This window comes from Aeromonas sp. R5-3, from assembly GCF_040908225.1.
GTDB classification, from domain to species: domain Bacteria; phylum Pseudomonadota; class Gammaproteobacteria; order Enterobacterales; family Aeromonadaceae; genus Aeromonas; species Aeromonas dhakensis.
The window spans coordinates 273,982-296,515 of record NZ_JBFODH010000018.1; the positions used below are offsets into that span (position 1 = coordinate 273,982).

A 22,534-nucleotide genomic window follows, 5' to 3' on the forward strand; every position below is an offset into this window, starting at 1 on the left:
TCAGGGAGGGGGTTGCAAAGCAATGAAGTGCATAGATAATGGGTAATGTTGCTTGTTTATTGAATTTAGATGCATTTCGAATGAGAAAAGACGTTGAAATGCGATCGTTTTTAAGTAGAATGCGCCCAATTTGCCAGAAATCTGCCGGGTTAGAGTCCTGTCCAAGGCCGGAATCGAGCCCGCAACACCCAGGTAAATTGCTGAATTTAAAGCTAAATAACTGGAGGTTGTCTTGAATCACACTGCATTGCTAGTGCTGGAAGATGGAACTGTGTTCAAAGGCGTGTCGATAGGCGCCGAGGGATGTTCCGTTGGTGAAGTGGTTTTCAATACGTCGATGACGGGCTATCAGGAAATCCTCACCGATCCCTCTTATTCCCGTCAGATAGTCACCCTCACTTACCCCCATATAGGCAACACCGGCACCAACAGCGAAGATGAAGAGTCCAGTCAAATCCACGCTCAGGGATTGATCATCCGGGACCTTCCGATACTTGCCTCCAATTTCCGCAATCAGCAATCCCTCTCCGATTACCTCAAGTCCCACAACATCGTTGGCATCGCCGACATCGACACCCGCAAACTGACCCGCATCCTGCGCGAGAAAGGCGCCCAGGCCGGCTGCATTCTGGCCGGGAAACAAGTTGATGAAGCCTATGCCCTCGAACAGGCGCGCGCCTTCCCCGGCCTGAAGGGGATGGACCTGGCCAAAGAGGTCACGGTTGGCGAGGCGTACAACTGGACCGAAGGGAGCTGGCAGCTTGGCAAGGGGCACGTCACCCCGGATGCCGACCAGCTCAAATACCACGTGGTGGCCTACGACTTTGGCGTCAAGCGCAACATCCTGCGCATGCTGGTGGACCGCGGCTGCCGCCTGACCGTGGTGCCGGCCAAGACCCCGGCAGCCGAGGTACTGGCGCTGAACCCGGATGGCATCTTCCTCTCCAACGGCCCAGGTGACCCCGAGCCGTGCGACTACGCCATCGAGGCCATCAAGACCTTCCTTGATACCAACACCCCGGTGTTTGGCATCTGCCTGGGTCACCAGCTGCTGGGTCTCGCCTCCGGTGCCAAGACCGTCAAGATGAAGTTCGGCCACCACGGTGCCAACCACCCGGTGAAGAGCCTGGACGACAACACCGTCATGATCACCGCCCAGAACCACGGCTTCGCGGTGGACGAGAACAGCCTGCCGGAGTGCCTGCGCGCCACCCACGTCTCCCTGTTCGATGGGTCCCTGCAAGGCATTCATCGCACCGACCGTCCGGCCTTCAGCTTCCAGGGTCACCCTGAGGCGAGCCCGGGCCCGCACGACTGTGCCGGTCTGTTCGACCACTTCATTGAATTGATTAAGCAGTATCGCGCCTAAGAGGATAAAGAGAGCCATGCCAAAACGTAACGACCTTCAGAGCATCCTGATCCTCGGCGCCGGCCCCATCGTCATCGGCCAGGCCTGCGAATTCGACTACTCCGGCGCCCAGGCGTGCAAGGCCCTGCGCGAGGAGGGCTACCGCGTCATCCTGGTGAACTCCAACCCGGCCACCATCATGACCGACCCGGAGATGGCCGACGCCACCTACATCGAGCCCATCACCTGGGAAGTGGTGCGCGAGATCATCAAGAAAGAGCGCCCGGACGCCATCCTGCCCACCATGGGCGGCCAGACCGCACTGAACTGCGCGCTGGATCTGGAGAAGCACGGCGTGCTGGCCGAATTCGGTGTCGAGATGATCGGTGCCACCGCCGACGCCATCGACAAGGCCGAAGACCGCTCCCGCTTTGACAAGGCGATGCGCAGCATTGGCCTGGAGTGCCCGCGCGCCGGCATCGCCCACAACATGGAAGAAGCCTGGAAAGTGCAGGCCGAAGTGGGCTTCCCCTGCATCATCCGTCCCTCCTTCACCATGGGCGGCTCCGGTGGCGGCATCGCCTACAACACCGAAGAGTTCGTCGAGATCTGCGAGCGCGGCCTGGACTTGTCGCCGACCAAGGAGCTGCTCATCGACGAGTCGCTGATCGGCTGGAAAGAGTACGAGATGGAAGTGGTGCGGGATCGCAACGACAACTGCATCATCGTCTGCGCCATCGAGAACTTCGACCCCATGGGCATCCACACCGGTGACTCCATCACGGTCGCGCCAGCCCAGACGCTGACCGACAAGGAGTACCAGATCATGCGCAACGCCTCCATGGCGGTGCTGCGCGAGATCGGCGTCGAGACCGGCGGTTCCAACGTCCAGTTCGGCATCAACCCCAAAGATGGCCGCATGGTCATCATTGAGATGAACCCGCGGGTCTCCCGCTCCTCCGCACTGGCCTCCAAGGCGACCGGCTTCCCCATCGCCAAGATCGCCGCCAAGCTCGCCATCGGTTACACCCTGGACGAGCTGATGAACGATATCACCGGCGGTCGCACTCCGGCCTCTTTCGAGCCGGCCATCGACTACGTGGTCACCAAGGTGCCGCGCTTCAACTTCGAGAAGTTTGCCGGCGCCAACGACCGTCTGACCACTCAGATGAAGTCCGTCGGTGAAGTGATGGCCATCGGCCGCAACTTCCAGGAGTCCCTGCACAAGGCCCTGCGTGGCCTCGAGACCGGCAAGACCGGCTTCGACCCCATGCTGGATCTCAACGCCCCTGACGCCCTGACCCGCATCCGCCACGAGCTGCAGGATGCCGGTAGCGACCGTATCTTCTACATCGCTGACGCCTTCCGCGCCGGTCTCTCCATGGACGGCGTGTTCCGCCTGACCAAGATTGACCCCTGGTTCCTGGTGCAGATTGAAGAGCTGGTGAAGCTGGAAGAGCAGGTGAAAGAGCGCGGCATGGCGGGCCTTGATGCCGACTTCCTGCGCAGCCTTAAGCGCAAGGGCTTCGCCGATGCGCGTCTGGCCAAGATCCTCGGCGTGGCCGAAGGTGAAGTGCGTAAATTGCGCGCCCGCCACAACATCTTCCCGGTCTACAAGCGGGTCGATACCTGCGCGGCCGAGTTCGCCACCAACACCGCCTACATGTACTCCAGCTATGACGAGGAGTGCGAGGCCAACCCCACCAACCGCGACAAGATCATGGTCATCGGTGGCGGCCCGAACCGTATCGGCCAGGGTATCGAGTTTGACTACTGCTGCGTACACGCGGCGCTGGCCCTGCGCGAAGACGGTTACGAGACCATCATGGTCAACTGCAACCCGGAAACCGTCTCCACCGACTACGACACCTCGGACCGCCTCTACTTCGAACCGGTCACCCTGGAAGACGTGCTGGAGATCGTGCGGGTCGAGCAGCCCAAGGGCGTCATCGTCCAGTACGGCGGCCAGACTCCGCTCAAGCTTGCGCGAGCATTGGAAGCCAATGGCGTGCCGGTCATCGGTACCAGCCCCGATGCCATCGACCGCGCCGAAGACCGCGAGCGCTTCCAGTCCGCCGTCGAGCGCCTCGGCCTCAAGCAGCCGGAGAACGGCACCGTCACCGCGCTGGAGCAGGCGGTGCTGACCGCCGAGCGCATCACCTACCCGCTGGTGGTTCGTCCCTCCTACGTGCTGGGTGGCCGCGCCATGGAGATCGTCTATGACGAGCAGGACCTGCGTCGCTACTTCGCCGAGGCGGTGAGCGTCTCCAACGAATCGCCGGTGCTGCTGGACCGCTTCTTGGACGACGCCACCGAGGTGGACGTGGACGCCATCTGCGACGGCGTGGATGTGGTCATCGGCGGCATCATGGAGCACATCGAACAGGCCGGTATCCACTCCGGTGACTCCGCCTGCTCCCTGCCGCCCTACACCTTGTCCAAGGCCATTCAGGACGAGATGCGCGAGCAGGTACGCAAACTGGCGCTGGAGCTTGGCGTAGTGGGCCTGATGAACGTGCAGTTCGCGGTGAAAGACAACGAGATCTACCTCATCGAGGTGAACCCCCGTGCCGCCCGTACCGTGCCGTTCGTCTCCAAGGCCACCGGTGCCCCGCTGGCCAAGATCGCCGCCCGCGTCATGGCCGGCCAGAGCCTGAAAGAACAGGGCTTCACCAGCGAGATCATCCCGCCCTACTACTCGGTGAAAGAGGTAGTGCTGCCGTTCGCCAAGTTCCCGGGTGTCGACCCGCTGCTGGGACCGGAGATGCGCTCTACCGGTGAAGTGATGGGTGTGGGCAGCAGCTTTGCCGAGGCGTATGCCAAGGCGCAGCTGGGCGCCGGTCACCAGGTGCCGCGCGAAGGTCGCGCCCTGCTCTCCGTGCGCCACAGCGACAAGGAGCGGGTGGTGAACCTGGCCGCCAAGCTGCTGGAGCTGGGCTATGACCTCGACGCTACTCACGGCACTGCGGTGACCCTGGGTGAGGCGAGCATCAACCCGCGCCTGGTGAACAAGGTACACGAGGGCCGTCCGCACATTCTGGACCGCATCAAGAATGGCGAGTACACCTACATCGTGAACACCGCCGAGGGCCGCCGCGCCATCGAGGACTCCAAGCAGCTGCGCCGTGGCGCCCTGCAGCACAAGGTGGCTTACACCACCACGCTGCACGCGGCGTTCGCCACCTGCATGGCCATCACAGTCGATGCTACCGCCAACGTGAGCTCGGTGCAGGAGCTGCACCAGAAGGTCGAGAGCCAGCTGAAGAGCCGCTAAGAGCGCGTGATGAAGGAGGGACGCCTCCTTCGTGACCCGATAAAACCCCGCCAGCGATGGCGGGGTTTTTTATTGGCCGAAGGCTGCGGGGCAGAGGGGAAAATGCCTGGTCAGGGAACCTGAGGGAGATAGTCACTCAATAATCAGATAAAACATCACAATGATTGTGCAATAGATGTATTTCACAGCGCTCTTTGCAATCTCTCACCTGCGTCGCCTCTCTATACTGGGTTCTCGTCACAGGAGTCAACGGATCAGATCGTCTGCGCCTGCCGATGCAGGGGCGAACAGATCGGGCCCGCAGCCTTATCGGGTTGTGCGGCCGGCCCTTCTTACCGGGAAGGGCCACAGGATACCGGGCGTGGGGTTACCGCCTCGCGACTCGTCAGGGCCGGCGTTACCGCGCCGCCCCGCTTCCCTCTCTTCGTCCCTCTGTCAGCCGCCAGTCAGCCGTTCGTCTATCAGCCAAGGGAATCAGAATATGAGCTTCGATCATCGCAAATACCGCCGTGCCCCCGTCATCAATCTGGCGGATCGCCAGTGGCCCAACCGGGTGCTGGAGCGGGCGCCGCTCTGGTGCGCCGTGGATCTGCGCGACGGCAACCAGGCGCTGGTCGAGCCCATGACGGTGGCCCAGAAGCTGCAGATGTGGGCGCTGATGGTGCACATCGGCTTCAAGCACATCGAGGTGGGCTTCCCTGCCGCCTCCCAGCCCGATTTCGACTTCGTACGCGAACTTATCGACCGCAACCTGATTCCGGACGATGTCACCATCCAGGTGCTGGTGCAGGCGCGCGAAGATCTGATTGCCCGCACCTTCGAGGCCCTCAAGGGGGCGAAGCGGGCCATCGTGCACGTCTACAACTCGGTCAACCCGACCCAGCGCAACTATGTGTTCAACACAGGTCGCGACGGGGTCAAGGCCATCGCCGTGCAGGGGGCGCGCTGGGTGCGGGAGTATGCGGCCCGCAATCCGGGCACCGAGTGGAGCTTTCAGTACTCGCCGGAGAGCTTCAGCAGCACCGAGGTGGAGTTTGCCGTCGAGGTGTGTGACGCCGTCATCGATGAGTGGCGCAGCGCAGCCCGCCCCATGATCCTGAACCTGCCCGCCACGGTGGAGGTGAGCACCCCCAACGTGTTTGCGGATCAGGTGGAGTGGTTCTGCCGCAATTTGAAGGCGCGCCCCGAGGTGAGTATCTCCATCCATACCCACAACGATCGGGGTTGCGGGGTGGCCGCCGCCGAGCTGGCGGTGCTGGCGGGGGCGGATCGCATCGAGGGCACCCTGCTCGGCAACGGTGAACGTACCGGCAACATGGACATCGTCACCATGGCCATGAACCTCTACAGCCAGGGGATCAACCCCGAGCTCAACCTCTCCGACATGGATGCCATCGTCGCCACCGTGGGGGCCTGTACCCAGATTGCCCTGCATCCGCGCCACCCCTATGCCGGCGAGCTGGTCTACACCGCGTTTTCCGGCAGTCACCAGGATGCCATCCGCAAGTCTCTCGCGGCAGAAAAGCCGGATCACTACTGGGACGTGGCTTACCTGCCCATCGATCCGGCCGATCTCGGTCGCAGTTACGAGGCGGTGATCCGCATCAACAGTCAGTCCGGCAAGGGGGGCGTCACCTACCTGCTGGAGCGCGACCTTGGTCTGCAACTGCCACGCTGGCTGCAAATTGACTTCAGCCGCCGGGTTCAGGCCGAGGCCGAGGCTTGCAGCAGCGAAATCAGCCCGGAGCAGATCCGCTCCCTGTTCGAGCGCCACTACCTCGAGCCTGCCCACGGCTATCGCATCGGTCGCTTCCAGCTTGGTCGCGACAGCCAGGAGAGTTTGCGCCTGGAGCTGCAGACCCCGACCGGCTCGCTGCAGCTCAGTGGTGAAGGGGAGGGGGCCATCACGGCCCTGGTCAACGGCTGGCAGCGTCAGACCGGGATGCACATCGACGTGCTGGATTATTCCGAGCATGCCCTCACCGCCGGTACCGAGTCCCGCGCGGCGGCCTATGTGCTGCTGAGCGTCGATGGGACCCGCACCTGCGGGGTAGCCATCGGCCGCGACGTGGTCAGCGCCTCCCTGCAGGCGGTGATCAATGGCGCCGCCCAGATAGAGGCGCTGCGCCAGAGCGCCTGAGCCAGCACGCTTCTTCGCCAATAAAAAACGCCACTGCAAGGTGGCGTTTTTTATGGCTGCCAGGCTCAATCGGCCATCGCATTACGCCCGCGCGGGCGCGGCAGGGTGCGCCACAGCTTGAGTGCGGTGACCAGGAAGGGGCGCAGGATGAGCGCGCTCAGGTGGCTGTAGCGCTCGTTGTCCCTGGGACCGACCCCGAAAGAGAGTGGCTCGGGTTGGCTGTTGGTCACATAGAGGGTGCCGAACCACCAGTCCCAGAGCGAGAGGTTGGTGCCGAAGTTGTGGTTGAAGTGGCGGGGATCACGGCTGTGGTGGATCTGGTGCTGGGCCGGGCTGTTGAAGACATGTTCGAGCCGCGGGCCAAACGAGAGCCAGACATGGGTGTGGCGCAGGTTGGCAGCCAGGGAGTTAAACAGCAGCACCAGGTAGCTCACCCCGAACAGGGTGTAGGGGCGCACGGTGCCGCCACACAGCCAGTGGAAGGCGCCGGCGTAGAGGGCAAGACAGCTCCCCTTGGCCAGCATCTCGCACAGCTTCTCCACCAGATGGATGCGGCTCGCTGTCGGCGGCACCATGACGGTCGCGCTGTGGTGTACCTTGTGAAACTCCCAGAGCCAGCGACTGTGGAAGGCGCGGTGCAGCCAGTAATGCACCAGATCGCTGATGAGAAAGACGCCCAGACCGTAGAGCATCATCAGCCAGCTCGCCTCGGCCAGCCGGGGACGCTCCCCCCACAGCCGGGTCAGGGCAGACTGGACATCCTCAGCCTGCAGCAGCCAGGGGTGGAGCAGGGCCAGGATCGGCAGGATCAGCGCCACATGGAGCAGCGCCCGCACCAGATAGTATTGGTAGTCGAGCAGAGCCGAGGGGTGCAGCCAGACGGCCCGGCCCCCGAGGAAACTGCTAAAGCTGCGGGCGCCGGGATCTCCCTGGCGGCGTCGATAGCGATAGAGCAGGTAGGCGATCGTGCCCGAGACCAGCAGGAAGGGGACACCCAGGCGCCCATTGAAATCGAGCAATCCGGTGAGGCAGTGCCAGAGCGGCGTGATCAGCCACCGCTGCACGGGGTCAAAGAGAAGGGTCAGTCTGTCCATGGGGTCCATACCGTGAGCGTCCGGGCGGCGGCATTCTAAATGTAAATCACTCTCGATAAAAGCTTATCAATGGGCCTTTGTATCCAGGTTTGCGAGGGGATGACGGCAGGGGCTGTCAGGTATAATAGAACGCCACGGCCATCAGGCTTTAGCCTTGTGGATCAATCCTCTACAATGAGCGACCATTTGCTCGCCTGATACAGGTCGGGCACAGTCTCTGTACCGGATGCCTTGATGATCATGTCTCTATTCTCTCCTACTGTGGTCGTGCGCGGGTTGCCGCTGCTCGTCACCTTGCTGCTCGCCGGTTGTGCCAGCGAGCCGCCTGCACCGGCCACGCCGTCGACCTCGGGGACCCCGGCGGGGCGTCCCATTCCCAAGGCGATGCAGCCGCAAAAGCCGGCCGACATGAAGAGCCGCATCGTCACCTTCTTGCCGCGCAATGTGGTGGACAAGCCGGGCTGGGCCAACGACGTGGTGACGGCACTCACCAGTCAGGGGCTGACGGTGAGCGATCACAACGTCTGTACCGTGCTGGCGGTGGCCGAGCAGGAGGCCACCTACCAGGCCGACCCCGTGGTGCCGGGCCTTGGCAAGATAGCCTGGAAGGAGATCAACGCCCGCGCAGGCAAGCTGCTGATCCCTGAGTTTGTGGTGCGCACCGCGCTCTCCATCAAATCCCCCACCGGCAAAACCTACGCCGAGCGCATCGACAAGTTGCGTACCGAGCGGGAGATGAGCGAGATCTTTGAAGACATGATCGGGGAGGTGCCGATGGGCAAGCAGCTCTTTGGCAACATGAACCCGGTGCGTACCGGCGGCCCCATGCAGGTGAGCGTCGCCTTTGCCGAGGCCAACTCCCGCGGCTACCCCTATCCGGTCAAGGATTCCATTCGCCACGAGGTGTTCACCCGCCGCGGTGGCATCTGGTTTGGTACCAAGCACATCTTCGGCTACCCGGCCGACTACCCCGACACCCTCTACCGCTTCGCTGACTTCAATGCGGGCTGGTATGCGAGCCGCAATGCCGCCTTCCAGGCCGCGGTGAGCCGGCTGAGCGGCAAGACCCTGGCGCTGGACGGGGATCTCATTCGCTACGACTCCGATCTGCCGGGCAAGACCGAGCTCGCGGTTCATGCCATCGCCGGCCAGCTCAGCATGAGCAAGCAGGCCATCCACCAGAGCCTCAAGCTCGGCGATACTGCCGAATTTGGCCAGAGCGACCTCTATCATCGCGTGTTCACGCTGGCAGACCAGAAAGCGGGCAAACGGCTGCCGCGCGCCATCCTGCCCGGCATCCAGCTGAAAAGCCCCAAGATCACCCGCAACCTCACCACCGCCTGGTTTGCCAAGCGGGTGGATGAACGCGAACAGCGCTGCGTGCAGAAGATGGCGACGATCCGCTGATACCTTTCAACAACAAAGGCGGCCAATTGGCCGCCTTGGTCTTATGTAAATATCATGGTTTCAAGTTAACTCTTTAACCGCAACCAGTATCTTGTAATTGTTTTTCCACTCTCCTTCGATCGGGAGATCAGAAAAATCTAGTGCCTTACTATAGAGAAATGGGCCGCTATTTAGGCAGGTTGGCCAAGTATCGAAGATATCTTGTTTTCCTTTAGTTTCTGTCCAAACATCTGCCAGTACTACTGCATACCGCTGGCGCGGTATTGGGTTAATCAATCCCTTTTCAAGCAATAGAAGGGCTTCACTGGACTGCATTCGCTCAATGTCATGCCTGACACTATTAGTTTTTGATTGAGGTGCAGTAAAACGCTTAGCCTCAATAAGAAAAAGCTCAGTTTCAGTGAAAACAACTGCGTCCATATGTTTCTTTTCTGTGAGGCTGATTGGAGCCTCAAACCATGAGAAGCATGAACCAGGGTAAAGGCTTTCAAGTGCAGAAACAAAGTTGTTGGTGAGATTTCGTTCGGTGAAACCGGTAGAGCCATGTGCCGGGTAATAGTGAGAAAAAATAGTTGTATATCTGCTGTGCAAACGAGCCATTAGTTTATCTAAAAACACTTGCATGTTATTGCTCCATAAATGTACTGATGTGTCTAGACCAAGGGTGTTTAAGTTGTGACAGGGTGTAGACATAAAATAATCCCCTGCACAGATTCAATAATCTCTGGTCCGTTTAATGATTCGGTATAGTGTTCTCCGACATAGGGGACTGATTATCTAACAAAGTAATGTATCTGCATTTTGGAAACCTGCTGCATCCCCAAAACTGACTGCCCTTGTTTTCACCCCGAGTCGCGGTACGCAAGACCATTGTGTTGCCACATCTGGGGCAAAGTGGAGATGGACTGTCCAGTGGCGATGCGTCCTGTGATGGCAGGCTTGTGACTGATTGCCTGACAGGGGTATGGGTGGACACAGTTTTGAAGGATGGGTCGGCATGGCGCGCCTTGAGCTGGGTGACATGCTGTCTGTGGGTCTGCCAGTTGGCGGCCAGTCGTCCCCGCTGGATGGTGTCGATAACCCGGGTGACTTCGGCAGGTGTCAAAACCGGTGTGGTTTTGCCTTTGATATAACGAATGAGCCCGCGGTTCATCACGTTGTCCGGCATAGGGGTTTTGAAAGCGCAGTCGCCAATGAAGTAGATGATGGAGTGAAGCTGGTGATCCGCCAGCCCAAGCAGGGATCTGAGGGTCATCACATGCAGATAGTTCTGGCGCAGGGGATTTTGAAAACTGTGCCTGCGGCGATAGATCTGCTGGGTCCAGCTTTTATGGGCAGGATTGCCGAATATCCACCCCTTTATGTTTTTGGTCTCTATCACGAAGACCCCGAAGCGTGACACCAGCACATGGTCTATCTGGGTCGTGCCCTGCGGGGTGGGTAGGGTCACGTCCTTGAGCAGGTGATATTCCTGCTTGTCGAGAAAGAGACGGAGGCTGAGATTGATAAACCACTCCCCGACCATCCCCTTGAACCAGGGTGTTTTGATCAGGGTGGCAATCAACAGCAGTGGCAGAAGAAACCAGAACTGAGTCAGCAGCGGCGCTATGGCAGCAGTGATATCCATGTGATTTAGCCTTCACAGACCCGGGTCAAGGATGTGTCTCGATGGGGATGATGCTGCGGCATTTGGGATAGCCGGGGCAGCCCCAGAAACTATTGCCCCTGGTATCTCCCCATTTGCTGGTCCTCAGTACCGTGTTGTGGCAAGCCGGCGCCAGATCTGCATTCCGTGCATTGAGCTTGAGGAAGGGGCTGATCAGGATCAGTCGCTCCTTGGCGTCCTTGATCAGTTCTTCAAGAAAGTAATTGGTTGCACTGGTATTGAGGAACTTGGCCATGGTGATGTCCTTGTCGATCTCTTCCGTCTGGGGAGCCCCTGATATCCATGGTTGGTGCAGCAGACAAGGGCGTTCTCTTTTTATACAGGGTCATCTGGCAATGTTAAATCACTCAATGATGAAAAAGTGCGAGCGGGATCAAGCGGTTGGTAGTGACAGCCTGGCGTAGGGAGCCGCGTTGAGGGAGGCCCCTGTGCTATGCGATGAAAACTGGTTAGGATTGCCACCTTTTTGTAAAGCAAATGAGGGTTGCCTGCTGGCAACCCGTTTACCTTGTGCCACGGCAATACCATATGAACCGGGAAGGAAGTCATCATGACAAACGCCATACTCTTTAGCCTGCTGCTTGCTGGCTCTGCCGCGAGTGCGACGGAATTGACCGTGCAGCCACTGTCAGCGCAAAGCCGTTACATCGAGATCCCTGCCCAGGGTGGCCCCGTGTGGCAGTTCGAAAGAGAGGGGGAGCGGGTGAAGGTGACACGCGACAGTCAGGACGCGGGTGTCTACCACATCACCATCTTGCAGCTGAGCAAGAGTGGCGAGCGGCGCGAGCTCAGCAACCAGGTCTTCCTCTCTCCGGGGCCGGCAAAAGTGATAGGCGGTGTGTCTGATAGCCAGCGGGGCATGACGGTCTATTTGGTGTCCCTGGCCGCCACCTTTGACGAGGAAGGCGGCACAACGCCCTGAGCCAGCGGCGCAGGCAAATAAGTGCAGGGGTTGGCCTGGCGGTGCATCGCCAGCCCGATGCTGTCGCCGTGGAGGCTGGACCCATTGCGGAGCCAGCGGCGCAGGCAAATAAATGAAGGATTGGCCTAGAAGCTCATCGCCAGCCCGACGCCGTAGCCGCTGGTGTTGTGGCTGAACATATAGCGGGCCACCAGCCGGGTGCGGGTGACGAAGATATCGTACTTGCTGCTGTCGAGCTCCAGCCCGAGGCCGAGAGAGTTGAGGGAGTTGAAGCCGAGCAGGCCGCGCTGCTCGCCCAGGTATTCGGTGCGAGCCCCCTCCAGCACGTAGCGCACGGGTTTGCCCAGCAGCGTCAGACTGCCGATGGGGGCGCGGCGGCGCAGATAGAGGCCGAGGTTTTCGGCGTTGGCCTGGCCGGTCACGCTGGCGGCGGTGCCGCCAAAACTCTGCAGGTGCTGATAGGAGTAACGCAGCTCGGCGTCGATGTCCTGAGCGGGGGAGAAGAGCTCGTAGTCCAGCATCATGGCGCCGCCGAGGCCATAGACGTCGAGCCGGCCACCATCGAGAAAGTCGAGGTTCTTGCCGGTGTACTGGCCCAGCAGCCAGTTGCCGATGCGCAGATCGCTCGCCACCGTGCCGAGGGTGACGTTGCCGATGGGGCGCAGCACCAGGTTGCCGCCGTGTCTGTCCCGGTGCAGCCCTATGTCCCAGCCGATCCCGCCGGTGGCCGTCAGGCTGTTCCACTTGGTGGGGAGGGTGCGGCTCTCGCTGCCGTTGCTGATCACGAACTGGGGATCGTAGCGGCTGAATCCCAGGGTTCCTTCCAGATAAACCGGCACGCTCTCGCTCATGGTGGCGCCGCCGCCGACCTGGGTCATGTTGAGGGCCGAGGATTGATTGGTGCCGCTGCCGATGTTGATGTTGCTGGCGGTGATGTCGGGCACCACGGTAAAGGTCATCAGGGAGACCACCGCATTGGCGCGTTGTTGCACCCGCGACTCCTCCTCGGCCATGGCCGGCTGGCCGAGGCCAAGCAGCGGGGTGAGCAGCAGGGCGCTGCGCAGCGGGTGAACGAGTGGTATGAGCATGGCGGGCTCCGTGACGCCTCTTGCGCTGAGGCACGGTTACACTGTAGCGATTTTTGGCTGGCTTGGCAGCTCATATGCCGAGTCGAATGAACCTTTCCAGGCGACGTTTTATCCCCGCGGCGAAGGGTTGAGCACTCTGGCGAGGTTTTTCGCACACAAGGCGGATGGCGAGGCAAAATCCATTAAACTCAATGGGTCACCTGTTCGGGAGTGTGGGTAAAGATGAAGATCAGCCGCAAGATTACGCTGACCATAGTGCTGACGCTGCTGCTGTTGCTGGGGGTCGGCTATGTCGGCCTCCATTATGTGGTGGGCAACAAGTTCGGCGAGCTGGAGCGCCTGAGCGTGGAGCGCAACCGCGAGCGGGTCAGGGCCGTGGTGCAGGCCGAACTGGATCAGCTCACCATCCTGGGGCAGGACTGGTCTGAGTGGGATGACACCTACGCCTACATGGCGAGCCGGGATCCCGCCTATCTGGCGGCCAACCTCAACGCCCGCACCTTCGAGACCCTGGCGGTGGATCTGGTGGCTCTTTATGACGCCGACAAGCAGCCGCAGGTGGCCTTTGCCTATCATGGCGGCAAGTTGCTGGCGCAGACGCCGGACGAGCTCGCGCCGCTCACCGACTATCTGGTGCGCTACGGCAGCCTCAAGCCCAATGGCGGCATCTGGTTCGACGGGGAGCGCTACTACCTGCTGGCCGCCACCCAGATCCTGACCAGCGAGGGGGAGGGGCCGAGCCGCGGCACCCTGCTGCTGCTCAAGGCTTTCAATACCCGGCTGGTTCATCAGCTGCAAAAGCGCACCAATCTGTCGCTCTCGTTTCTCAGTCCGCAGCAGCTGGCCACCAGCCTGGGGGTCACCACCCTGGCCAGGCTCAGGGCCAATGACAGCCTGATCCTGCCGCAGGAGGAGCGGCTGCTCACCCTGGCCCAGATCGATACCTTGCGAGAGGAAGATCCCCTGATCTTTCGCTTCACCCTGCCACGGGATCTGATGCTGGAGGGCAAGGCCGTCGAGCGGCGCATCTTCTGGCTGCTGAGCCTGGGGGTACTGCTGTTTGGTGGCCTGGTGCTGCTGATCCTCAACGGCTATATCGCCGCCCGCCTGCAGCGGTTGAGTGCCAATCTGCGGCTCATCGGCGAGGACGGCGCGGTGCGCCGCCTGCTGGTGGAGGGCAGTGACGAGATCTCCCAGGTGGCCGTCGACTGCAACCGGATGCTCGATCATCTCGACAGCCTGCGCCAGCAGCAGGCCGACAGCGAAGCCCGCCAGAAGTTGCAGCACGGCGCCCTCATTCACCTGGCCAAGAGCGATCTGCTGACCGGCGAGGATCCGGGCCAGGCCGCCCGTCACATCAACGAGGCGATCTGCGCCGGCACCGGGGCGGCGCGGGCCAGCGTCTGGTTCTGCGCCGAAGACAGGCAATCCATGTACTGCCAGGATCTCTTCTTCCTGCCCAAGCTCCACCATCAGCAGGGGTTTCACCTGCCCTATGCGCTGATCCAGGGGCGCTACGAATCCTCCAAGCCCGAGCACGAGCCCTGCCTCATCCTGCGCGAGCCCTACGATCTGACCCGCTTTGGCGCCATGCTGGCCCAGCTCGGGCTGGAGGGGCTCTCTGGCACCATTCTGATGGCGCCCCTCAAGCACGGGGATGAGCTGCTCGGTTTCATCATCGCCGAGCGGGCCCGGCTGGAGGAGGTCTGGCACCCGGACGAGCTCGCCTTCGTGCTGTCGGTGTGCGATCTCTCGGCCCAGACCCTGCTCACCCTCACCAAGCTGCAGCGGCTCAAATACAGCTGAGTACCTGGATGGCCGGGGCCCGCACGACAGATGCGGGCCTCATTTTTTTAGGGCCCGCAGCCGATTATCTCGTCTATCCGTGACCTGTATTAATTTCTTGTTCACTTGGCCGGGTGTATAACGGGCCACCCTCAGGGAAGAGAGGGGTTGGCGACAGGGGAGGGTCTGCCGCACCGGAGGCCGTCGGGCCACCTCATGAAGTTGATGGGAGTCACCAGATGCAGGAGATGCTGCTTGCCATATGGCAACAGGACTTTGACCAATTGATCCAGATGCAGGCCGTGGGCCTGCTCGTCACCTGCCTGGTGGTGATCCTGTTTCTTGAATCGAGTTTCGTGTTCCTGCCCCTGCCCGGCGACAGCCTGGTGCTGCTGGCCGGTGGCTTGGTGGGCATGGGGGTGCTCGGCCCCGAGGTGACGCTGCTCTACATGCCGCTTGCCGCCGGGCTTGGCAGCCTCATCGCCTACGTGCAGGGCCAGGCGCTGCACGGCACCTCCTTCATGGGCCACGTGGAGCGAATGATACCGGATGGCAGCCTGCCGCGAGCCTCGCGCCTGCTGCACAACTACGGCTTCTGGGCCATGTTCTCCTCCCGCTTCGTGCCGTTCGTGCGGGTGTTGACGCCCATGCTGATGGGGGTCTCGCGTCTGCATCTGCCACGGGTGATGATCGCCAGCTTCGCCAGCGCCTTCCTCTGGGCCCTGGTATTGAGCCTGGTGGGCAAGTTCGTGATGGCGACCCCGGTGTTCGCCCAGCACCACGAGCTGCTGACCAAGTGCCTGCTGGTAACCTCGCTCGGCCTCTTCGTTATTGCCATGGCGGCCATCGCCATCCGTCTGCTCAAGCGACCGACCAACCGCATCCGCTAAGGGGGCAGGGGCCTTGTCCCCGTTTCTCCCCCTCTTCATGTCATGGCGCCGCCCCCTTTGGCTGGCCGGCGCCCTTCCAATCTGCAAGCAGGTACCTTATGTCATCTCCCGACACCCTGACCCTTCGTCCCCTCGAGCGCGAGGATCTCAAGTTCGTTCATCAGCTCAACAACAACGCCAGCATCATGCGCTACTGGTTCGAGGAGCCTTACGAGGCTTACATGGAGCTGGCCCAGCTCTATGACAAGCACATCCACGACCAGCATGAGCGCCGCTTCATCCTCGAGGTGGCAGGCAGCCAGGTGGGGCTGGTGGAGCTAGTGGACATTCGCAGCATCCATCGCCGCGCCGAATTCCAGATCATCATCGCCCCCGCCCATCAGGGGAAGGGGTATGCCAGGAGCGCAACCCTAAAGGCGATGACGTACGCCTTCAACGTGCTCAACCTGCACAAGCTCTATCTCATCGTCGATCGGGACAATGTCCGGGCCATCCACATCTATCAGGCGCTGGGATTCGAGCCGGAAGGGGAGCTCAAAGAGGAGTTCTTCATCGATGGTCACTACCGTACCGCCATCCGCATGTGCCTGTTTCAGCGCGATTTCCAGGTCAGAAACGGGCGGGAAGGCTAAGCTGGAGCCAGCCCGGACCGGCCCATGGGGGGCGATCCGGGACGCCGTGAAAAGGGACGTTTTTGAGGCAGAATTTGCGCCGCCTATCTGTTACACTTCGCGCCCGCCATTTTCCGGCCACTCTCTGACTTGATGTCAGGCACAGCCGTCGGTGGTCATAGCCGACTTCTTGCTCATGCCGAGCCAACCAGGCCAGCCACAGTCCCGCTGGAACACAGGAACCCATTATGAGATTTGAATCGTTCGATTTTGCCCCCGAGATTTTGCGCGCCATCTCAGAGTGCGGTTATCAGGAGATGACCCCTGTGCAGAGCCAGGCCATCCCGGCCGTGCGCCGTGGCCGCGACCTGCTGGCCAGCGCCCAGACCGGCACCGGCAAGACCGCCGCCTTTGCCCTGCCGATCCTGCAGCGACTGGTGGACAATCCGGCGCCGGTACAGCCTTCCAACGCCCGGGTGCTGATCCTGACCCCGACCCGCGAGCTGGCGGCCCAGGTGGCGAGCAACATCAATGACTTCGCCAAGTATCTGGATATCACCACCCTCACCATCGTTGGTGGCGGCAAGCAGGACGTGCAGGCCAAGCGGTTGAAAGCGGGCGCTCACATTATCGTGGCGACCCCGGGCCGTCTGCTCGAACACCTCACCGCTTGCAACCTGAGCCTCTCCGGGGTCGAGACCCTGGTGCTGGACGAAGCGGACCGCATCCTCGACATGGGCTTTAGCGCCGATGTGCAGAAGATCCTGCAGGCGGTCAACAAGACCCGCCAGAACCTGCTGTTCTCCGCCACCTTCTCCGAGGCGGTGAAAAAGCTGGCCAACCTGATGCTGGACAAGCCGCAGGTGGTGGCGGTCAACAAGCAGAACTCCACTGCCGACACCGTCAGTCACACCGTTTACCCGGTGGAGCAGAAGCGCAAGCGCGAGCTGCTCTCCGAGCTCATCGGCAAGCAGAACTGGCAGCAGGTACTGGTGTTCGCCAGCACCCGCGAGAGCTGCGACGAGCTGGTGGAGGAGCTGAACCTGGATGGCATCAAGTCCGCCGTGGTGCACGGTGACAAGGCCCAGGGCAGCCGTCGCCGCGCCCTGCGCGAATTCAGCGAAGGCAAGCTGCGGGTGCTGGTAGCCACCGAAGTGGCCGCGCGCGGGCTGGACATCCCGAACCTCGAATACGTGGTCAACTATGATCTGCCGTTCCTCGCCGAAGACTATGTGCACCGCATCGGCCGTACCGGTCGCGCCGGCAAGAGCGGCATGGCCATCTCCTTCGTCAGCCGCGAAGAAGAGCGCACCCTGCTGGAGATCGAGGCGCTGATCGGCCAGAAGATCCGCCGCATCATGGTGCCGGGCTACGAGGTGAGCAGCCGCGACGAGCTGATCAAGCAGCTGCAGGAGCGCCGCCGCTTCGGCAAGCGCCCCCAGCGTGAAGACAACGCCGCCGCCCAGGCCATGGCGGAGTCCAAGTTGCAGGGCCAGCGCCTCAAGCGCCTGGCGGCCGCCAAGAAGCCGCGTCAGCCTAAATAAGGGCGCACGCTCTATTGAACCGCAAAGGCGCCACTGGCGCCTTTGCCTTCTCTGTCATCGGTGTTGACCCGTCGCGGTCAACTGAAGGATTGCTTATGACCTCTCCCACCTACAATCAGGCCCTGCTCGAGATGGCCGGCCAGAGCCTGGCCGAACTGGCCCGTACCGCCGAGCAGAAGGCTGGCAAGCGCACCCCGGCGCAAGAGAGCCACTTTCTCTGCAGCTGGATGGCGGAATCCCTCAAGGAGAAGCGCTTCTCCCGCCTGGTGATGGAAGATTTGAAAGAGTGGGTGCAGCTGGGCCGCACCCTGGGGGCCGGCGCCGATCTCAAGGGGCTGCTTGAGCGGATCATTCGCCAGTATGAGCGGGCCACATGCGAACCGCTGCAGCTGGGGAGCAAGCTGGCGGCCCTGCTGGCCGAGCTCGCGGCCGAGGGTTGGTTAGTGATCACCGACAGCGAGGTGAGCGCCAAGCTGCGCCTGCAGTCGGGCGGCCAGCCGAGCCTCATCATCAGTGCCAGCGAATATCAGGGCCATATCGAGGCGGGTGAGCTGGTCAAGCCGCTCACCCTCTATGTGCGCGGCGACGAGGCCCGATTGGCGCAAGGCGCCTTCACCCACGGCCTGCTGCTGAGCCAGGGCAACAAGAAGACCACCCTGGTCAAGCACCACAAGGCCTACCGGTTGGTGCCGGGCAATGCGCTGCCAGCGCTGGCCCTGCTGGCGGGCCCCTGCAAAGAGTGAGTGCCATTTGTCTAAGACCCCGGCTCGGTGCCGGGGTCTTTTATGGACGCAATCCGCCGCAGACAAGGGGCAAGGGGGAGGGGCCGCGATTGTTGTCGCAGCAGCGAGGGATGCCTGGCGTTCCCCCTATCCTGGGGGGCGTCACCCATATGGTGGGATGGTCGCAGAAAAAAACTGCTCTAGGGTGGTTGAGCCCCAAAGAGGGCCTTGAAGGAAGCAAACCGCCTGACAAGGCGACACTCAATGAATGAGGAAACATGATGAAAGCGACTCCCATTGCCCTGTTGCTGGCCGGCGTGCTGGCCTCTCCGCTCTGCGCCGCCGGGCTCGATGCCAAGCTCACCCTGGTGGATGGCAGCAGCGACGACGTGCGCGTCAACCTGACCCTGACCAACACAGGGGACAAGCCGGTTCGCCTGCTCAAATGGCAACTGCCGGGCAGCGAGGATGCCCCCCTGTTCCTGGTGGAGCGGGACGGCCAGCAGGTCAGCTATGAGGGGGCCCTGATCAAGCGGGCTGCCCCGACCGACAAGGACTTCCAGCTGCTCAAGGCCGGCCAGAGCCTGACGGTGCAGGCTGAAGTCTCCGGTCTCTACGACATGAGCGCCCAGGGCCAGTACAGCATCCGCTATCTGCTGCCGACGCTGCCACAAGAGGCGAAAGCCGCCAAGGCCAAGCAGGCCCAGGCGAGCGAGTCCAATGCCGTGACCCTGTGGGTGGAAGGGGTGAGCGACGAGCGGGTGCTGGCCAAGGCGGCTCCCCTGGTCGAGCCGCAGACGGTGACCGCCTCGGTCAGTTTCAGCGGCCGCTGCACCAACACACAGAAGAGCGACATCCTGGCGGCGCTGGATGCCGCCAGCGGCATCACCAACAACTCCAGCAGCTACCTGGCGGTGGACAAGCCGGATGGCCAGCGTTACCGCAGCTGGTTTGGCGCCTATGATGCGTCGCGCTGGGATCAGGCCGAGACCCACTTCAGTAAGATCAAGGATGCCATCGACAACAAGCCGCTCACCTTCGACTGTGGTTGCAAGCAGAGCTACTTTGCCTATGTCTATCCGGATCAGCCCTACAAGGTCTACCTGTGCAAGAGCTTCTGGACCGCACCGGTCAGCGGGACCGATTCCCGTGCCGGCACCATTGTCCACGAGCTGAGCCACTTCAATGTGGTGGCGGGCACCGACGATCTGGGTTACGGTCAGGCCAATGCCCGCAACCTGGCGAAGACGGATCCGGTCAAGGCGCTCAACAACGCCGACAACCACGAGTACTTCGCCGAAAACACGCCGAGCGAAAACTGATTTGCCGACCGGGGGCCGCAAGGCCCCTTTTTGTCCATGTCGTTTGTCACAGGAAGGAGCGACCATGATGACACTCTTGCTCACCACCCTGGCGCTGGCCCCCCTGCAGTGCGAGCTGTCGGTCAAGGCACAAAGCCGGGTCAACGAGCCGCTGCCGCTGGTGATGACCCTGACCAACCGGGGGGAGGGACCGCTCGAGGTGCTGAGCTGGTTCACGCCGTTCGAAGGCTGGTTTGCCGATGCCATCGATCTCACCCTCGATGAACAGCCGCTGCCCTACAAGGGCCCGCTCGCCAAGCGGGGCAACCCGGGCGCCGAGGATTTCTTTCTGCTGGGGGCTGGTCAGCAGAGTCAGGCCGACGCGGATCTGACCCTGGTCTACGATCTCTCCCGGCCCGGCAGCTACCGGCTCAGCTACCGTGCCCAGCCGCTGACCCTGACCCGGGGCGTGGCCCCCCGCTGCCCCGTCATTCACTTCACCCGGCTGCCCGCCTCCTAAGGGCGGCCCCATCCTGTGGAGCCCAGCCCTTAGATGGCATCCGGCCTGCTAAGGGGCGCCAGCAGACCCGTTGCACGGGCTGCCACCGCCAGATAACGCTCCGCCAGTAAAGGCCTGGCGAGCCCCTCCCGCCAGCAGCAGTGCACCAGCTTGATCACATGATCGTCGAGGCTCTCCACTGCGCTGGCCAGCACGTTTTGCCACACCAGCTTGCCGGTATCGGGCCAGACCTGCCTTTTCAGTGACGGTGCGCCGACCGTGACATAGGCGGCCGCCACCGCCTGCCACATCAGGGTCTGCCAGCACCCTTGCCATGGCGCGGGCAAATGGCGGGCGACGATGGCGGCGGCGCGACTGCCGGTCACCATGTGCAGCACGGTAAAGTTGCCGGTCTGCCAGTAGAGGGCGAGGGCTGCGTCGGCCAGCTGCACCAGCAGATCCGAGGATGACGGGAGCCCGCCCGGCAATCTCGCCGCCCAGATCGGCGCATCCGTCACCTGCCGCAGTCGCTCGGTGATCCAGTCGCCCTGCCAGCGCGACCCTTCCCACTGCTGCGCCAGTACGCTCAGCAGGCCGTCGATATCCTGCACCGGTGCTCCCTGCCCGGCCGGCACCCGCAAGGGGTCGCATTGCCAGGCAGCCAGGGCGGCGGCCTGCTCTCCCAGGTGACCATTTTCCAGCGCGCAGGCCAGGCGGATCAGCGGATGAAAGGCGCCGCCTGCCGGGGAGAGCCCCTGCTCCAGCAGGTCGCCAAAGGCGGGTAGCCAACCCTCAGCGGCCAGCCGTGCTGCCAACTGCTGACGCAGCCGGACAAACTGCATCTCCTTTTCATCCCCCTGCTGTTGCTCACCCCCCGGCAGGGCATGGTTGGCCTGCCAGTGGGCAAAGAAACGCTGCAGCCGCGCTGGGCTGGCGCTCATCTCATGCAGGGCGTGCAGCGCCATCGGGCAGTGGTTGGTGGTGCCGCGACCATTGAGGGCAAATGCCTGGTTGGCATCGAGCAGTTGATGAAGATAATGCATAATCATTTGACTCCTTTCATGAGGGGAGACAGGATTGTGCAAGTTAAAGCTAACTTGAGGTCAAGCGTGGCGATGGAACGCAAATGGCTGGCCATCGGCCAGATTGCCAAACGCTCGGGCGTCAAGGCCAGCGCCCTGCGCTTTTACGAGCAGAAGGGGCTGATCCGCAGCGTGCGCAGCGACGGGGGACAGCGGCTCTATCCGCAGGATGTGCTGCGTCGCATCGCCTTCATCCGGGTGGCGCAGGGCATGGGGCTGAGCCTTGGCGAGATAGGCGAGGCCCTGGCCGGCCTGCCCGAGGGGCGCACCCCGGATCGCAGCGACTGGGTCGGGATTGCCGGTCAGTGGCAGGGGCTGCTCGATCGGCGCATCGCGGCCCTGCAGCAGCTCAAGGAAAAGCTCGGCGCCTGTGTCGGCTGTGGTTGCCTCTCGCTGGAGCACTGCGCACTTTACAATCCGGATGATCAGGCCGCCGCCCTTGGCAGCGGCCCTCGCTACCTGCTGGGGGATACGCCCCCGGATGACGAACAGGCAGCCACATGATGAACATCGGGGTCGGCCCAGCCATGCCATGCACCGGGCCGACTCGTTTACACCGTCAAGGAGGAGACATGGCACTGGAACAACTGAAACGGGAGCTGGAGCTGTTTGGCGAGCGGCACGACGGCGCACAACACTCCCGTGGCAGCAAGATGCTCAACATTACCCGCGACACCGGCGAACTGCTGGCGGTGCTGGTACAGACCAGGGGGGCCGATGCGGTGCTGGAGATAGGCACCTCCAACGGCTACTCCACCCTCTGGCTGGCTGAAGCAGTGAAACGGCTGGGCGGGCGGGTCATCACCATAGAGCTGGACGAGGGCAAACGGGCCATGGCGGCCGCCAACTTTGAGCGCGCCGGGCTCGCCCCCTGGATTGAGCAGCTGGCAGGGGACGCAGGCACGCTGCTGCCCACCCTGCCGAGGGCCGCTTATCAGCTCATCTTCCTCGACTCCGATCGCCGCCATTACCAGGCCTGGTGGCCCGAGATCCAGCGCCTGCTGGCCCCCCGTGGCCTGCTGGTGGTGGACAATGCCGTCTCCCATCGGGAGGAGCTGGCCGAGTGGATGGCAGAGGTGGAGCAGGATCCGGCCTTCGCGACCGTGCTGGTGCCGGTGGGCAAGGGGGAGTGGCTGGTGGTGCGTCTGTAGGAGGGCTGGG

20 protein-coding genes are annotated in these 22,534 nt (G+C 62.2%); 14 read left to right on the forward strand and 6 right to left on the reverse strand.

The window, feature by feature from the left end:
- Positions 1–232 precede the first annotated feature (232 nt).
- The 3 genes from carA to leuA all read left to right on the forward strand — a co-directional run bounded on the left by carA (position 233) and on the right by leuA (position 6,762).
- Positions 233–1,369: a glutamine-hydrolyzing carbamoyl-phosphate synthase small subunit gene (gene carA / locus AB5Y95_RS09610; protein WP_017766693.1), complete on the forward strand. Its 1,137-nt coding sequence runs from the start codon at positions 233–235 to the stop codon at positions 1,367–1,369.
- Between the two features lie 16 nt (positions 1,370–1,385).
- A complete protein-coding gene (gene carB / locus AB5Y95_RS09615) occupies positions 1,386–4,622 on the forward strand; it encodes a carbamoyl-phosphate synthase large subunit (RefSeq protein ID WP_213343938.1) in 3,237 nt (1,078 codons plus the stop codon).
- Positions 4,623–5,103: 481 nt separating this feature from the next.
- Complete coding sequence (leuA, locus tag AB5Y95_RS09620; RefSeq protein ID WP_368160756.1) at positions 5,104–6,762, forward strand: 2-isopropylmalate synthase; 1,659 nt, start codon at positions 5,104–5,106, stop codon at positions 6,760–6,762.
- Between the two features lie 65 nt (positions 6,763–6,827).
- Here leuA and AB5Y95_RS09625 read toward each other — a convergent pair whose 3' ends face one another.
- Entirely contained in the window at positions 6,828–7,856 is a 1,029-nt protein-coding gene (locus tag AB5Y95_RS09625) for a sterol desaturase family protein (protein ID WP_368160758.1), read from the reverse strand.
- Positions 7,857–8,090: 234 nt separating this feature from the next.
- Here AB5Y95_RS09625 and AB5Y95_RS09630 point away from each other — a divergent pair, with 234 nt between their 5' ends.
- Positions 8,091–9,263 carry a DUF1615 domain-containing protein gene (locus tag AB5Y95_RS09630; RefSeq protein ID WP_368160760.1) on the forward strand — a complete coding sequence of 391 codons (1,173 nt, stop codon included), beginning with the start codon at positions 8,091–8,093 and terminating at the stop codon, positions 9,261–9,263.
- 60 nt (positions 9,264–9,323) lie between these two features.
- Here the strand turns inward: AB5Y95_RS09630 and AB5Y95_RS09635 are convergent, their stop codons facing one another.
- The 3 genes from AB5Y95_RS09635 to AB5Y95_RS09645 all read right to left on the reverse strand — a co-directional run bounded on the left by AB5Y95_RS09635 (position 9,324) and on the right by AB5Y95_RS09645 (position 11,164).
- On the reverse strand, positions 9,324–9,887 hold the full coding sequence (locus AB5Y95_RS09635; protein ID WP_024943431.1) for a hypothetical protein: 564 nt from the start codon (positions 9,885–9,887) through the stop codon (positions 9,324–9,326).
- A 109-nt stretch (positions 9,888–9,996) separates the two neighbouring features.
- Entirely contained in the window at positions 9,997–10,890 is an 894-nt protein-coding gene (locus AB5Y95_RS09640) for a nuclease-related domain-containing protein (protein ID WP_052248741.1), read from the reverse strand.
- Positions 10,891–10,915: 25 nt separating this feature from the next.
- Entirely contained in the window at positions 10,916–11,164 is a 249-nt protein-coding gene (locus tag AB5Y95_RS09645; RefSeq protein WP_017780756.1) for a hypothetical protein, read from the reverse strand.
- 315 nt (positions 11,165–11,479) lie between these two features.
- On the opposite strand from AB5Y95_RS09645, the gene AB5Y95_RS09650 reads away from it, so the two are divergent.
- Positions 11,480–11,851 (forward strand): hypothetical protein, encoded by a 372-nt coding sequence (locus AB5Y95_RS09650; protein WP_368160763.1) that lies wholly within the window; start codon positions 11,480–11,482, stop codon positions 11,849–11,851.
- A 125-nt stretch (positions 11,852–11,976) separates the two neighbouring features.
- Here the strand turns inward: AB5Y95_RS09650 and AB5Y95_RS09655 are convergent, their stop codons facing one another.
- Positions 11,977–12,939 (reverse strand): autotransporter domain-containing protein, encoded by a 963-nt coding sequence (locus AB5Y95_RS09655; protein ID WP_010633558.1) that lies wholly within the window; start codon positions 12,937–12,939, stop codon positions 11,977–11,979.
- Positions 12,940–13,161: 222 nt separating this feature from the next.
- Between AB5Y95_RS09655 and AB5Y95_RS09660 the strand changes: the two genes are divergently transcribed.
- From AB5Y95_RS09660 to AB5Y95_RS09690, 7 genes are all read left to right on the forward strand, one after another.
- Positions 13,162–14,745, forward strand: coding sequence for a CHASE4 domain-containing protein (locus AB5Y95_RS09660; protein ID WP_206866781.1), 1,584 nt, complete (start codon positions 13,162–13,164; stop codon positions 14,743–14,745).
- Between the two features lie 218 nt (positions 14,746–14,963).
- Entirely contained in the window at positions 14,964–15,614 is a 651-nt protein-coding gene (locus tag AB5Y95_RS09665; RefSeq protein ID WP_010633561.1) for a DedA family protein, read from the forward strand.
- A 98-nt stretch (positions 15,615–15,712) separates the two neighbouring features.
- Positions 15,713–16,246: a spermidine N1-acetyltransferase gene (gene speG, locus AB5Y95_RS09670; RefSeq protein WP_017786184.1), complete on the forward strand. Its 534-nt coding sequence runs from the start codon at positions 15,713–15,715 to the stop codon at positions 16,244–16,246.
- Between the two features lie 227 nt (positions 16,247–16,473).
- Positions 16,474–17,769 carry a DEAD/DEAH box helicase gene (locus AB5Y95_RS09675; protein WP_005302574.1) on the forward strand — a complete coding sequence of 432 codons (1,296 nt, stop codon included), beginning with the start codon at positions 16,474–16,476 and terminating at the stop codon, positions 17,767–17,769.
- Positions 17,770–17,864: 95 nt separating this feature from the next.
- Positions 17,865–18,512 carry a DUF2913 family protein gene (locus AB5Y95_RS09680; protein WP_017780762.1) on the forward strand — a complete coding sequence of 216 codons (648 nt, stop codon included), beginning with the start codon at positions 17,865–17,867 and terminating at the stop codon, positions 18,510–18,512.
- 257 nt (positions 18,513–18,769) lie between these two features.
- Positions 18,770–19,813 (forward strand): M35 family metallo-endopeptidase, encoded by a 1,044-nt coding sequence (locus AB5Y95_RS09685; RefSeq protein ID WP_368160766.1) that lies wholly within the window; start codon positions 18,770–18,772, stop codon positions 19,811–19,813.
- A 64-nt stretch (positions 19,814–19,877) separates the two neighbouring features.
- The gene (locus AB5Y95_RS09690) at positions 19,878–20,312 is read left to right on the forward strand and encodes a hypothetical protein (RefSeq protein WP_005302566.1); all 435 of its coding nucleotides are present in this window, start codon (positions 19,878–19,880) and stop codon (positions 20,310–20,312) included.
- A gap of 29 nt (positions 20,313–20,341) precedes the next feature.
- On the opposite strand, the gene AB5Y95_RS09695 is transcribed toward AB5Y95_RS09690, so the two are convergent.
- Entirely contained in the window at positions 20,342–21,340 is a 999-nt protein-coding gene (locus tag AB5Y95_RS09695) for a questin oxidase family protein (protein WP_368160768.1), read from the reverse strand.
- A 66-nt stretch (positions 21,341–21,406) separates the two neighbouring features.
- On the opposite strand from AB5Y95_RS09695, the gene soxR reads away from it, so the two are divergent.
- Positions 21,407–21,877, forward strand: coding sequence for a redox-sensitive transcriptional activator SoxR (soxR, locus tag AB5Y95_RS09700; RefSeq protein WP_005302563.1), 471 nt, complete (start codon positions 21,407–21,409; stop codon positions 21,875–21,877).
- 68 nt (positions 21,878–21,945) lie between these two features.
- Positions 21,946–22,524, forward strand: a complete 579-nt coding sequence (locus tag AB5Y95_RS09705) for an O-methyltransferase (RefSeq protein WP_368160770.1) — start codon at positions 21,946–21,948, stop codon at positions 22,522–22,524.
- The last annotated feature ends 10 nt before the right edge of the window (positions 22,525–22,534 follow it).